This is a genomic window from Candidatus Paceibacterota bacterium (assembly GCA_035452965.1).
Classification (GTDB): Bacteria; Verrucomicrobiota; Verrucomicrobiia; order Limisphaerales; family UBA8199; genus UBA8199.
Window position 1 is genome coordinate 37,125 of sequence record DAOTCE010000023.1, and the last position, 13,133, is coordinate 50,257.

The window sequence follows — 13,133 nt, forward strand, 5'->3', positions numbered from 1 at the left end:
ATGGTTAGTGCTGGTCTTCACGGTTCGTACACCTTGACAAGCTTGACCATGGCTCGATCCGGCGCCCCGCAGGTGAACGCAACGCGATTCGATCCCTCGTTCAAAATGGGCGGTGCGGCCTCGAGGTCGCCTTCCGCGACTTGCGCGCGCTGCGCGTCGACGATTGCCCAATGACGCTGCCCGCGGCAAGTCAGTTTGTGGCCAGGCTTGAGCGCGATGGGGAAACTGAGCTTGTGCCCATTCACGGTCAGCACGGGTCTGTCCATGCCGCCGCTGAGTTCGATTTCAAGCCTGGCTTCTTCCCGCGGACGGACCAGCACGTCCCAGACGTTGGTGGCGGCCTGCGGCGCGGTGATCCAGCGAGGCATCTCATATTCGCGCGCCAGGCACCTCCGGCCAATCCGGGAGGGTGGATTGGGCGTGCCGAACGGCGTGCCGGACGCAATGAGGGTGACCTCGGCGCGCGCGCTGGCGCCGGCCGGCCTATCACAGTCGAACGCAAGCGCGTTTTCGCCGGCGCGCAGCACCGGCCAGGCCTCGACAGCAGTGGGGCGAACCAGCGCCAGCAGGTCCCCTTTGGCGTCGTAATGCGTGCAATCGCCGGCTGGCTCGACTTCCAGGTAATCCCCCGACTTGAGCGTGATGGGAAGGGCAAGCCTCCTGCCGTTGACGGTGAGCACCGGGGTTTTCAGGTCGGCCGGCATGATGGGAAGCGCCATGACAGGGCCGATGACTACCTCCGTGCTGTCTCCCGCCGGCAGGTCGTTGAGGTAGAGGTTGAATCCGGAGATATGGGCCATGTCCAGCTCATTGCGGTAGATGTCGTAGGCGCCGCCGTAAGGCCACTGGTAATCGGACATCCGCTCCACGTCGCGCTCGCGCACAAGGAGTTCCACATAACGCCAGCCCATAAAATCGAGGGTCACATAGTGGTCGGAAAGCGCGTGCATGTATTCGCGCGGGGTTCCGAACTGGAGATTCAACAGCGCGCTTTTGCCGTCGCCTTTGACCCACACGCCCAGCGCGCCGGCGCCGGAGAGACTTCGGTAAGGGGCCGGGAAGGAAAGCGCTGCCCTGGCCCAGGCGCCGCGGCGCGCCGCGTTCTTGTTTTCGGCGCGCAGGCGCAGGTTGCGGCCGCCGCCGCGTGTCTCGCCGGTCGCTTGCTCCAGGCTCAGCGTCACCGCCCCCGAACTGGTCGTCTGCTGGAATGCGGCCAGATCGGCGTACTCCGTTACGCAGACGCGTTTGGGACTGTCATAGGGAGCCACCGAGTAGAGCGCCTCGATGCGGGCGGCCACCGGCTGCTCCCCGAACGGATTCCGGCTTGTCCAGCGCTCGGAGCCGTTGCCCAGGGAGCTAATGCGGTGGGAGGACATTTTGACGGGCGTGAACCTCCAATCGCCGTCGCGGTCCTGTCGCAGGCGGAACTCATCGCCGGGCACAGCCACGCGTGCGATGGTCTGGGCGTCAAAGTAGCGCGCCAGCCGCAGTTGCTCGTACCAGCCCAGGACGGTGAACTGCTTTTCCATATGGAAGCCAAGCGGCTGACGCGACACGTTCACGCCCTGGATTGCCATCGCGGAGTCGAGGCCGAGATTCTTGGCTCCGAAATACTCCATTTCGTCCACGAAATGGCCGCGGGCTTGCGCGCTCGGTTGACGCGGCGCCCACCAGCCCATCTGCGGCTCGAGCAAATTGGAGTCGCGGAATTTCGCGGTCGAGGCGATGTGCAGGTCGTGAAACCGCTTGGCCGCCCACACCGGATGGTCCCACGCGCCTAGCCGTGAGTGGAACCACCAGTTGTGCGCGCCCCATTCGCTGGCCTCGACCAGCACCTCGCCGCGCAGCCGCTTGAAGATCGCGTGCCGCATGAAGTCAATGCCGTAGCGGCTCATCATGCCCTCGGAGCCGTCGAAGTAGATCTGGTCGAGTTGGCAGGTGTTGAAGACATTGGCGATTTGGTCCGCCAGCTCATCGGCCAGCGGCGACCCGGCTTCGGGATAGAATGCGATGTAGCGCTGTTGCAGGTAATCGGCGCGGTCGCCCGCTGCGTGCGCCGCCGGGCGGGTCTTGAACGCGCCGCGCAGGCATTTGGCGAACGCGTAGGGAGGCACCGAAACGACTTCGCCGTATTGCACGATCTCCGTGCCGATGCGAATCGCATTGCCGTTGCCCATGTAAGTGAAGACCACATCGTGCTGGGCGGCTGGTTTTTCGTTCACATAGATCACCGTGTCGGCTGGCGTCATGGGCCGCGCGAGCGTATAGGACGCAGAGGCAATCAGGTGCGGACTGGTTTCAGGCGTCACCCAGGCATCGCGCGGATCAATGCAGGCGGTGAGTGTGTGGATGCCGGCTTTCAAGCCCGCCGCGTGGATGCGGGCCACGGCGGCTTTCATGTCGGCGAGGCCATCCGGAAAGAGGTTCGTATTGACCCCGTAATGGCCAAGCGTTTCCCACCAGCCGTGCAGGTGAATGTGGGTAAACCCGCCGCGCCGAGCGAGCTCGATCCAGTCGTCCACGGAGGCGAGCGAGAGGTCGGCGAACAGGTAGGAGCCGCGGTTTGCCTCCGCGCCGAGTGACCAAGGCCCGCCCAACTTCGAGACGGGCACCCCGGCTTCCGTGGCCATGGCCCGGAGCATCGCGGGCATCTCCGGCTTTGGGCCGGCCGCGAGACCGGCGCGCCACCCGGTCAGGCCGTGTTCCAGCGTGGTCCACACCCGCAACCCGGCGGGGGTGCCGTCCGCTGCCATTTCGACTGGCAGGTCATACCCGCGCAGGCAGACGGCGTCCGCGTCGTCCGAAAGCATGTTGGCCATGCCGCCGCAGTACTTTGCGACTGTCACCGGCAGGTTAAAGAATGTGAGGGCGCTTACATTGGACACGCTCAATGAACGAATCGCGAACGTGAAGAAGTCATCCCGCGTGTCCACCGCCAGCACCGCCGCACCCTGTCCTCGCGGAAACTTAAAGGTCAGAGCACCGTTGCTGAACGAGGCTTCGCGAGCGGTGATCCGGCGTCCATCCTTTAACCGAGCGGAAACCAGCTCCTGCGAGCGGGCCACCAACTCGCGGCCCGACGCCTTGCTGCGAAGGGAGACGATCCGGCCCCGCACATCAATCGCCAGCGTCGCGCGGCGATTCTCGAACGTCGCGGCGAGCGGCGGCGTGTCCGTGGACTCATCCACCAGCGTGTAATCGGCGCTGGCACGCGCGGGATCTTGCGCGAGAATGGCCACTTCCCGCGCCGTGAGCGCGCGTCCATAGATGCGCACGTCGCTGATAAGGCCATGGTGGGAAACCGGGCCGGACCAGCCGCCGATGCGAAGGCCGTCCGCCTCGACCGGATAGGGCCAGGTTCTCTGGTCAACAGGTTTGCCGTTCACGTAGCAGGTGATGCTTGGCAGAGCGAACACAACGCAAAGGTGAAACCACTGCCGCAGCGGGAGCGAGCTGAGCAACGAAACGCTGGTTTCTGCCCAGGCGTTGCCGGGCACCCCCGCGCGATGGCCGGGACGGCCCATGCGAAACGAACAGGCGTTGTCGCTCACAAATAGCATCAGGCCGCCGGGACTCCAGTTATGCGTGGTGAGCAGATTGGGATAGCGTCCCGTGCCTTCCCACGCCGCCCAGACCGAGATGGTGCATTGCGTTGCGCCGTTTAGAGAAGGAATGGGTGGAAGCTCAATGAAGGCATTCGTGCCGCCGAAATGGGCGGCAGCGCCGAAGGCTCCACTCGCCCATCGGACATTGGTGAGTTCGGCTTCGATCTGGTGCGGCGAGCGGTCAACCGCCAGCGTGCCGGCGCCTTCGTCCAGCGGTAACCAGAGCAGCAGCGAGGGGTCGGGCGCCGGCGCAGCGCGCAACGGCATGAGCAGACCCAGGACAATCAGCGAGGTCAGCAATATTCGTTTCATTTTGGTTCGGTCGGCATGTCATTGATGCCGCCCTCAGAAAGTAGCGGCTTCCAGCCGGTAAACTTCGACATTGTCAAACCAGCAAACATCCTCGTCGGTCATCTGGCCGCGGACATCGAGCAGCACGACGAGTTGGCCCGCTTCGGGCGGGACCGTGACGACGCCACAGGCGATCTTCCAGTCACCCACGCTGGGCTGGAACGTGAACGGGCGGTCATCTGCTTCGTGCGTCCATCTGTTGTCGCTCGTTTGCCACCGGATGGTCAGCCCTGGAGCTGTGGCGCCTTCCGCGCGGCAGCCGGCTTTCACGAGAAAAGCCTGGCCCGGCGTGGCGGCAACCTTTTGGATAAAACAGCCCCACGCGACTTTCGCCGCCCGCGCCGCCCCGCTACCGACGGTTTCATCCCACGTGAATTTCCCGGTGGGATGCGTTTCGTCCTGCCACACCGACCAGCCCGGCGGCAGGGTGGCGCCGCCTTTCGGTTTATCCCGGAAATCCGCGTTCACCGCGAGATTTGTCGCCGCGCCGCGCTTCTTCAGCGCGGCGATTTCCCCGCGGGCCGCTGCGTTTGCGTCGCGCGCCCACTCGATGACGCGCGTGATGCCGGGTAGCGCCTCCTCCCACGTTCGGCCCTTGCCGGCAGTCTTCCTCAGTTGTTCCTCGCGCCATGGCTTGTCTTTCGCGAGTCCGCTCCACCAGCGGCATTGCTCGCCGTAAATCCAAATGTATTCGTCCGCCGCATCGCGCGCCGCGCGCAGATTCCGCGACAGCCGCTTGAGACGCGAGCCGTCGAGCGGCGGGCGGTAGTACCTGTGACCCGGCTCGTTCTCGAACATGTCGAGGTAAAACCCGAATCCGGCCTGGACGTGCTGCCGGTATTTCGCGTGATTCTCCGGCGCCACCAGCTTGATCGCGGGACCGGTCCACGAACGGATGTCGAGCGCCGCGCGCTGATACGCCTCGACGCTGTCCAGGTAGTAGCCATTCTCGCAGCCATCCACGATGACCATGCCCGGCGGCGCGGCGTCGAGCATCCCGTTGAAGAAAGCCGGCAGCAGGCCGTAGTGCTCGCGGGCGAGCATGCCAGCCGGATCGTCCGAGCGGCCGGCGCCCAGCACGACGCTATTAAGAAACAACGCGAGAATGGTCGCGCGCGGCATTTCCGCCGCGATACCACGGATGAATTGCGCGCCGCGCTGGCGCGCCAGCGCCGTGGTTGCGGCAAACGCGCGGTGCTGGGCCGGATCGAATTTCCACTGATTGTCGCCGTAGGGCTCGAAGTCGGGCGCCACGCCTTTCGCGCCGCCCGCGCGCGCCAGCCAGGCGCAGATACGCAGCTTTTCTTCGAGCGCGCTCCAGCCTTCGTCGTCATCCCACGCGATGATTTTCGGCGTCGCGTTGAATTGAACGAAGTTGTGAGTGTACTTGGCAAACCGGCAGGCCTTGAGATCGGCCAGCGCCGCATTGAACCATTCCTGCTTCCACCGCTCGCGGTTCCAGCCGGCCTGCGTACTCACCTTCCGCCCATCCTCGGTCGCTGCCTCAACGCGGAAGATAACTCCGTCAAACGGACCCTCCTTTTCCATTTCGCGCCAATGCGCGCGCAGGAAGGTTGTGTCCGGCATATCCCAGCCGAGCTCGATGAACTTCTTGTCGGCTGCGCGCGCGGAACAAACACCCATCACGAGAAGGAGCAAACATAGAATTTCGCGAGAGCTTTGCCTCTTTACGGCCGGAGGCCCAGGAAATATCATGCGGGTATATTCATCCTGCGCAGCTCGGAAACAAGCACCGATTATCCTCCAACGCGGCCTTTGTGACGGGCGACAGCGCGCCGCAGACTCCCAGTCAGGCGCCAGCAGGGACTATCTTCGGTCTGCGACTACACAAGATGGGTTTGAAACCTCAAGGCTCGCGTTCAAGGTTTCGGTTGCGTCGCCGCCGGTTTGCTCCACAAGTTGTTGATGAGTTCCACGGTGCGATCCACCAGTTCCTGCCCGCCTTCGGGGCCCACTTTGTTGCTCTGGACGATCGCGCTGTAACCGCCGCCCGCGACGGCGCGCGCGGTCGGCAGATACCCGCCCGAGCCCCCGGTCAGCTCGATGACAAACGTTTGCAAGGCCTTGCTCCGGCTCTTGATCTGCACCCCGTAGTCCTGGAACAACTCGAACGGATTGGTGGCGATGGCGATATCCCCGATCCGCAGCACATGCACCTCGGCGGTAAACGTCGGCGCGTTCCCCTGTGTTCGATGGCGATCAATCGTCGCCTGGTGCCAAGCCGCACGATGGGAGGTGTCGGCTTTCTGCTTCAGTGCTTCGATTTCCCTTGCCGCCTCTGCGGCTTCCTTCTCGGTAACTTTGCGCGCGGGCAGGACGAGGTCCACAACCTGGTGCGCGAAGGGCGCGTCCGTCCGAATGTCGTTTCGGGCCAGTTCGCTGCTCTCGATGACCTCGTGTGCAATCCGGCGTCCGATATCCTGGGTGCGGTTCAGCCCGCGCAGCTTGAGCATGCGTTCCTCGGCCGCTTTGCGATACAGGAAGTGCGGCGAGAGATCGCCGGCGGCGCCGGGCCAGCCGAGCACACCCAGCTCCGCGCCCGCGTCGGCGCGCAACTGCTCGCGCACGTCGTGCCAAAAGTCCGCGTTGACGGTCGAGCGGCCTTCCACTTCCTGCGAGGTGCAGGACAGGTTGATGCCCGCCGCCAGCAGCCGCTTCTCCGGAGTCCAAAAGAACAGCAGTTCCATGCCGTGGTCTTCGCCGCCCTCGATGCCGCGGAACTCGGGCACGCCGGTGGCGCCGTACATTTTGGCCGTGCCGTCGGCATAGACCGCGCGCCGGTTATGGCCCACGACGGCATGTCCCAGTCCCCAGCTCACACCGCCCGGCTGCCGCTGATTCCATGCGCGGGCGACGACCTCCGCCAGCCGGTCCACCAGAAACTCCACATAATCCCGGGGCCGCATCACACCCTCTTTGGGAAGGTCATATTTTCCTTCCTCGGTGACCGGCCCCGTGTGGGTGTGCGTGGCGGTCAGGACCAGTTTGCGCGGATCGAAGGCGGGCAGCTTGGCGCGCAAACGCTCGCGAACCATTGGCGGTACTGACGCGCGAAACGCCACGATGTCGGCGGAGAGCAGAATGGCCTGGTCAACCACTCGGTCGCCTTCGCGGGCCTCGATGGCCACGGCGGTGGCTGTGATTGGGTTATCCACACCCCGTGAGATACGCGTCTCGAATTGCCCGTCGAGCGCAACGGGCATGTCGGGCGTGATACTGATGCTGGCCGTGCCGATGTGCAGCTCAGCCGCGCAGCAGTTCATGGCTGCGGCAGCCGCCAGGGTCAGCAGGGATTTCGCAACGCGTGCCTTCATGGTCTTTTGGTTAATGCCTGATTGAAGCGACCCCGAAACATGGCTCTCATTGGTCATGCGGGGCCAACACAAGCCGATGGGCTTTTGCTTCACCTCGCCGGTGATTCAGCTGGAACTTGCGAGCGGCGGCGCCGCTGGTGACTTCAACTTCGTATTTGCCGTAGAACCCGCGCAGCCGCGCGGTGCCCCGGACGTCCGTCTGAAATTCAGCCTGAGTCTTCCAGGTATGATTGACGAGCTGATCCAGCGCCCGATAGGCAGCTTTGGGCTGGAGTTGAGCGTCCATCAAGCCGCCCATCGCCTCATTCTCGCCTTTGACTGCGGTTCCATCGCCCAGGTTCCACCACGTGATGCCGGCCATCATGGGCGCGCTGAACCAAAGACGATAATGATCGCGGACCACCGCAGCCTGAACTTCTTCTCCGCCCGGACCTGCTGAGGGAAAGGTGATCTCCGTGATATAAAGCGGCAGACCGAAGCGGCCAGCCTCCTCGTACAGATCCAGCAACCGCTGCGGATTGCAGTCCTTGCCAGCGAGGTATTTATCCAGTGCCTCACGCCGCATAAAATGGTATTGAAAGCCAATTCCCCGTACGGTGGCGCCCTGGGCGAGCAGTTGCTTGATTTGGGCCAGATACCGGTTGTTCCCGGCGGGTGGAAAATTGAAGGGAGTCACCTCATTGATCATCAGCGTGGTTTGCGCGGGAAACAAAGGCGCCACTTCCTTGAACGCCCAGCCCACGTACGCCCGTTCCGGCGTGTAGAGAGGGTAATTGGTGGTGCACACCAGTGATTCGTTAACCACGTCCCAGATGGGAATCTTGTCGGCGTAACGGCTGCTGATTTCGCGAAAGCGTTTGCGGTAGAGGTCGCGCAATGCGTTCGCGTCCTGGGGCAACCAAGCCGGATTATAAGCGTGCCAGAGCAGCGGATGCCCCTTGAGGGTAATGCCGTGCTTCGCGGCAAAGGGCAGGAAACGGTCCGGCGGTGGCCGGCGCCAGATATCGCGCGCGGGCTCCGCATACCGCAGTTCGCCCCGTGCCGGCTCGATGCCCTCCCAGTAGAACGGCACGGTGAGGAAGTTGAACAGCCGCACAAATCCGGATTCGTAGCGCTCTTCCAGGTCCTCCGGCTTCAACTGGCCCAGCACAAAGCCGTTGCAGCCAAACAGAAACTCATGGCTTACCTGGCGCGCCTTGATCCTGGCGCCCCCCACCGGCTCCCCGGCGGCGTCCACCACTTCCAGGACACAATCCCCTTTGCGAAACCGTTCAATGTTCTGTTCGACGCGTGCGTTAAGACTTGGATCGTCCCATTGCTTGCGCCAGGACTCCGGCGCGGCGGCCCAGGCATTGAGCAGGATCAAGGTCGTCGCCATCGTTCCCAGCAGCATCGAATTCCTGCCTGTCATGGTGTCACCGCGTTCTCCAACGTTGGCACGTTCACGGGCCAAGTTCTAACTTCCACACCTGTGCAGCGCAAGCTGCAAACGGGCTTCATTTCCCCAAGCCGTCGCCAAAGCCCCCAGTCGCGCAGCGAAGTTCGTGCGGGAATGCCTCCCGGTGGCATGAACGCGTGAAGCTCACGCGCGCGCAAATTGAACGGGAAAGAGACCCATAGGATGGAGGGTCCGATGCGGAATGCTGACGCCTACTCGCCGAGGTTGCGGCGGAGCAGCTCGCGCAACTTTTGCGGGGACAGGACCGTGAGGTGTTTGCCTTTGACCGCGACAAGTTTCTGTTGGCGGAACTTGGCCAACGTGCGAGAGAAGGTTTCGCTGACGGTGCCCAGTTCGGCGGCGAGCACTCGCTTGGTGGTCCTTAGTTCGATGGTGACAGGTCGGGGTGACGCAGGGTCGGGGCAGCGCTTGCTGAGCCAGTTTGCGAGGCGAGTTTCGACGTCCTTGAGCGTCAGATCTTCAAGCTGGGCGATGAGCGTGCGCAGGTGCAGGCTCATGGAACCCAGCATCCGCAGGGCGAGATCGGGCTGGCGCTTGAGCAAGGCGAGGAAACCGGCCTTCTCCACCAGCAGCACCTGCGAGGACTCCAGGGCACAGGCGTCGGCCGGGTAGCCGGACGCGGTCGCCAGGGCGGCCTCGGCAAAGGACTCGCCGGTGCGAAAGATATGGATGACCTGCTCCTTGCCGGCAGCGTTGACGCGATGGACGTTGATGGCACCCTTTTGCACAATGTAGAAACCTTGCGCGGGGGCGCCTTCGCGGAAGAGATAGTCGCCCTTGCTGAGCGACTTGACGAGGGTGATATCCGCGACGCTGTTCAAGTCCCCCGCTCCAAGGCCCGCAAAGAGCTGGCAGCCACGGAGGGTGTTGACAATCGCGGCTTGTTTGAACTCTGTGAATGAATTGGCCATGCCAGCCTAGAAGGTATTTCAATCGCTCTGAAAGCCAAAGTAATCTTTTCAGCCGCGCCTATCGCGCCCCGCGCCTTGAGACTGTGCTTGGCGGCTGGCCGGCGCCCCATTCTCAATGGGGCGCCGCAGCGCCTGCCGCGCGAGCGTTCGGGCCGGTTCACTCAAAACGGCGTGAATTGCGCATCAGAATTGCTAATGATATTTCGTCTTATGCAGGGCCGCCAAAAAATGTCCATTTTTTGACAAGCATCGTGTAGTTGGCGGCTGGCCGTGGCGCTAACGTGCGGTGGAAATTGTGGAAGAAGCCGCTCAACGAGCCTCAGCGTTAGCCGAACCGGCGGAGAAGAGAAGAACCCTCCCGGATCGGACCAACGGTCTCCCGGCGACCGCCTTCGGCTGCCCGCGCGACTTTCTGGATAACCATTTCGTTTATGCGGTGGTGTCAGCGCGGGCGCGCGGCTTGTCGGTGGGCGTCAACCTGAGCCCCGGCAAGAACTGCAACTTCCACTGCGTGTATTGCGAAGTCCACCGCAACGGGGGCAAGGGCGAGGGGCAATTGGATGTGGAAGCGATGGCGGCGGAGCTTAAGAAGACTCTGGCTTTTGTTCGGGGCGGTCGCCTGCGCGAGCGGCCCTGGTATCGCACTCTCCCGGACGAGTTGCTGCAAATGCGGCACGTGGCGTTGAGCGGCGACGGCGAGCCCACGCTCTCGCCGCGGTTCGCCGACGCGCTCCAGGCGGTGGTGCACGTCCGGGCCCTGAGCGGATTTCCGTTCTTCAAGCTGGTGCTGTTGACCAACGCCACCGGATTAGACCAACCCCACGTTCAGCAGGGGCTCAAGCATTTCACGCGCAGCGACGAGGTGTGGGCCAAGCTCGACGGCGGCACACAAGCCTACATCAACAAGGTCAACCGCCCGGAGGTGCCGCTGGAAAAGATCTTGTCCAACATCCTGATGCTGGGGCGCCAACGCCCCGTGGTGATCCAGAGCCTTTTCCCGGCTATCAATGGCGAGGAACCGCCGCTGGAGGAAATTGAGCAGTACGCTCAGCGCCTGCTGGAATTGAAGAACGGCGGAGCCCAAATCTCCCTGGTGCAGATCTACTCGGCCACGCGCCCGGCGCCGAACTCGGAGAGCGGGCACTTGCCGCTCAAGGTCCTTTCGCGCATTGCCCAGACGGTGCGACAGACGACCTCTCTTCCCGCCGAGGTCTTTTAAACTTCAAGAAGCGGCGCGGGCTTCGTAGTCCAGCCAATACTCCTTAAGAATCCGGATCTTCTCCCGCAGTTCGGAGTAGCTCAGCGGTTTGACGATGCAGGCTTGGATATCCATTGCGTAGGCCATCTGGGTTTCGTTGGGCAGTTCCGCCGAGCTCAGCACCACCACCGGCAATTTGCTTGGGATATCAGGATGCTCGTGCAGCCACCGGAGGACCTCGAGGCCGTCCTTGACGGGCATTTTCAGGTCGAGCAGGAAGAGGGCTGGAAAGGGAAAGGCGCTCCGATCGGCGAATTGTCCTTCACCGGCCAGGTATTGGATTGCCTCCTCGCCGTTCCCGACCGCGTGTACTGGGTTGAGCGTCTGGTTCTCCTGGAATGCCCGGCGCACGAGCAGCACGTCATTCGGGTCGTCTTCGGCCAACAGTACAGGACTCAGATTCGACATTGTAAACCTTGCCATATTTATACCTTATCTTGGGAATTCTGGCAAGCGCGGCAAGCCGTCGGCGGCGCGATCACGGCCTGTTTAGGAAAGTCCGATTGCCTGGCCGGAGGGTAATATCTTGATGCGCGCGGCGGCCGGGACTTTGGGCAGGCCGGGCATGGTCACGATGTTCCCGCAAATCACCACCACGAAGCCGGCGCCGGCTGAGATCCGCAGTTCGTTGACCCGAATGCGAAAGCCGCTTGGCCGGCCGCGCCGAGCCGGATCATCCGAGAGTGACATGGGTGTCTTGGCGATGCAGACCGGCAGCCTGGCAAACCCGTGACGAGTAAGGAGTTCAAGATTGTGCCGGGCGCCTGGCTCGAAATCCACGCCCGCCGCCCCGTATAACTTGCGTGCTACCGCCTCAATCTTGCGGTCCAGCGGCATCTCCAACGGGTACGCGAAGCGCAACTTGCGACGATGATTTCGACCGATCATCCGCAGCACGGCCCCTGCAAGCTCCACCGCGCCTTCGCCCCCGCGCGCATAGTGCTCGGCCACCACCGCCTCCACCTCCTGCCGGCTACAGAATCGGATGATGCGATCCAGGTCTGCCGGCTTGTCGTCGGGAAAACGGTTGAGGGCCACAACCGGCTCCAGGCCGAAGCGGCGAATATTCTCAATGTGCTTGGCGAGATTGCCCAGACCCCCGGAATCGGTGAAGCCGCCGTGGTACGCAACCGCCTTCGCCGTCGCCACGATCACGGCGCCCGCCGGATTCAACCCCGCCAGCCTGCATTTGATGTCGAAGAACTTCTCCCCGCCCAGCTCGGTGGCAAACCCCGCTTCGGTTACCACATAATCAGCCAGCTTGAGGGCCAGGCGCGTAGCGAGGGTGGTATTGGTGCCTTGGGCAATGTTGGCGAACGGTCCGCCATGGACAAAGGCCGGTGTGCCTTCGTGGGACTGGACCAGGTTCGGGTGGATGGCATCGCGGAGCAGCACCTGCATGGCCCCCACGGCATTGATTTGGGAGGCCCGCACCGGCTCGCCTTGGTAATTGAAGGCGACTACCATCTGGCTGAGCCGCTCTCCCAGGTCACCATAATCCCGTGCCAGGCAAAGAATGGCCATTACCTCGGACGCGGGCGTGATGTTGAAGCCGTCGCGGCGGGGGACGCCGTGTTTGACGCCGCCCAGGCCGATGATGATGTCGCGCAAGGCGCGGTCATTCAGGTCAATCACGCGGCGCAGGACAATCTGGCGGGGGTCAATGCCCAGCTCGTTGCCGTGCTGGAGGTGATTGTCCACCATTGCCGCGAGCAAATTGTTGGCCTTGGTCACGGCGTACATGTCGCCCACGAAGTGCAAATTGATCGCCTCGGCCGGGACCACCTGGGCGCGACCGGCTCCGGTGCCGCCGCCCTTGATGCCGAAGTAGGGCCCCAGCGAAGGTTCGCGGACGCAGAAGATTGCGCGGTTGCCCAACCGCCGCAGCGCGTCGGCCAGCCCGATGGTGGTGGTCGTCTTGCCAATCCCCTCGGGCGTCGGGGTCATGGCGCTGACCAGGACCAGGCGTCCGTCGGGTTGGCCCTGACGGTCCCGCAGCTCGTCAATGGGGACCTTGGCAATGAAATGCCCGTGTGGAAGGATGTTGTCCGTATCCAAATGCAGTTCCCGCGCCACTTCCGCAATGCGGCGGGGCGGCAGGCTATGGTTAGTTGACAGCACTTCAGGCATACACCGCTAATAGCACCAAACAGGGAGCCAAGGCGAGCCCCGTTTTGGCGGGGCCAGGCGCGGCAGCAGCGATTCACCGCCGAC

8 protein-coding genes are annotated in these 13,133 nt (G+C 63.3%); 1 reads left to right on the top strand and 7 read right to left on the bottom strand.

The genetic code is table 11. The annotated features are described in order from the left end of the window. Positions 1-17: 17 nt before the first annotated feature. From P5205_15795 to P5205_15815, 5 genes are all read right to left on the bottom strand, one after another. Positions 18-3,917, bottom strand: coding sequence for a hypothetical protein (locus P5205_15795; GenBank protein ID HSA11824.1), 3,900 nt, complete (start codon positions 3,915-3,917; stop codon positions 18-20). A gap of 33 nt (positions 3,918-3,950) precedes the next feature. Next, a complete protein-coding gene (locus tag P5205_15800) occupies positions 3,951-5,615 on the bottom strand; it encodes a hypothetical protein (protein HSA11825.1) in 1,665 nt (554 codons plus the stop codon). Between the two features lie 221 nt (positions 5,616-5,836). Next, positions 5,837-7,291 (bottom strand): hypothetical protein, encoded by a 1,455-nt coding sequence (locus tag P5205_15805; GenBank protein ID HSA11826.1) that lies wholly within the window; start codon positions 7,289-7,291, stop codon positions 5,837-5,839. A gap of 46 nt (positions 7,292-7,337) precedes the next feature. Beyond that, entirely contained in the window at positions 7,338-8,702 is a 1,365-nt protein-coding gene (locus tag P5205_15810; GenBank protein ID HSA11827.1) for an endo-1,4-beta-xylanase, read from the bottom strand. 239 nt (positions 8,703-8,941) lie between these two features. Continuing rightward, entirely contained in the window at positions 8,942-9,661 is a 720-nt protein-coding gene (locus tag P5205_15815) for a Crp/Fnr family transcriptional regulator (GenBank protein ID HSA11828.1), read from the bottom strand. A 295-nt stretch (positions 9,662-9,956) separates the two neighbouring features. Between P5205_15815 and P5205_15820 the strand changes: the two genes are divergently transcribed. Then, positions 9,957-10,880, top strand: a complete 924-nt coding sequence (locus P5205_15820; GenBank protein HSA11829.1) for a hypothetical protein — start codon at positions 9,957-9,959, stop codon at positions 10,878-10,880. 3 nt (positions 10,881-10,883) lie between these two features. Here P5205_15820 and P5205_15825 read toward each other — a convergent pair whose 3' ends face one another. Together P5205_15825 and P5205_15830 are read right to left on the bottom strand one after the other, a co-directional pair. Beyond that, the gene (locus tag P5205_15825) at positions 10,884-11,342 is read right to left on the bottom strand and encodes a response regulator (protein HSA11830.1); all 459 of its coding nucleotides are present in this window, start codon (positions 11,340-11,342) and stop codon (positions 10,884-10,886) included. Between the two features lie 66 nt (positions 11,343-11,408). Then, positions 11,409-13,049 (bottom strand): formate--tetrahydrofolate ligase, encoded by a 1,641-nt coding sequence (locus P5205_15830; protein ID HSA11831.1) that lies wholly within the window; start codon positions 13,047-13,049, stop codon positions 11,409-11,411. Between the last annotated feature and the right edge of the window lie 84 nt (positions 13,050-13,133).

Bases quoted from the DNA above. Each gene is read 5' to 3' on its own strand.
- P5205_15795 (HSA11824.1), bottom strand. From the start codon at position 3,917: ATGAAACGAATATTGCTGACCTCGCTGATTGTCCTGGGTCTGCTCATG.
- P5205_15825 (HSA11830.1), bottom strand. From the start codon at position 11,342: ATGGCAAGGTTTACAATGTCGAATCTGAGTCCTGTACTGTTGGCCGAA.
- P5205_15830 (HSA11831.1), bottom strand. From the start codon at position 13,049: ATGCCTGAAGTGCTGTCAACTAACCATAGCCTGCCGCCCCGCCGCATT.
- P5205_15810 (HSA11827.1), bottom strand. From the start codon at position 8,702: ATGACAGGCAGGAATTCGATGCTGCTGGGAACGATGGCGACGACCTTG.
- P5205_15815 (HSA11828.1), bottom strand. From the start codon at position 9,661: ATGGCCAATTCATTCACAGAGTTCAAACAAGCCGCGATTGTCAACACC.
- P5205_15805 (HSA11826.1), bottom strand. From the start codon at position 7,291: ATGAAGGCACGCGTTGCGAAATCCCTGCTGACCCTGGCGGCTGCCGCA.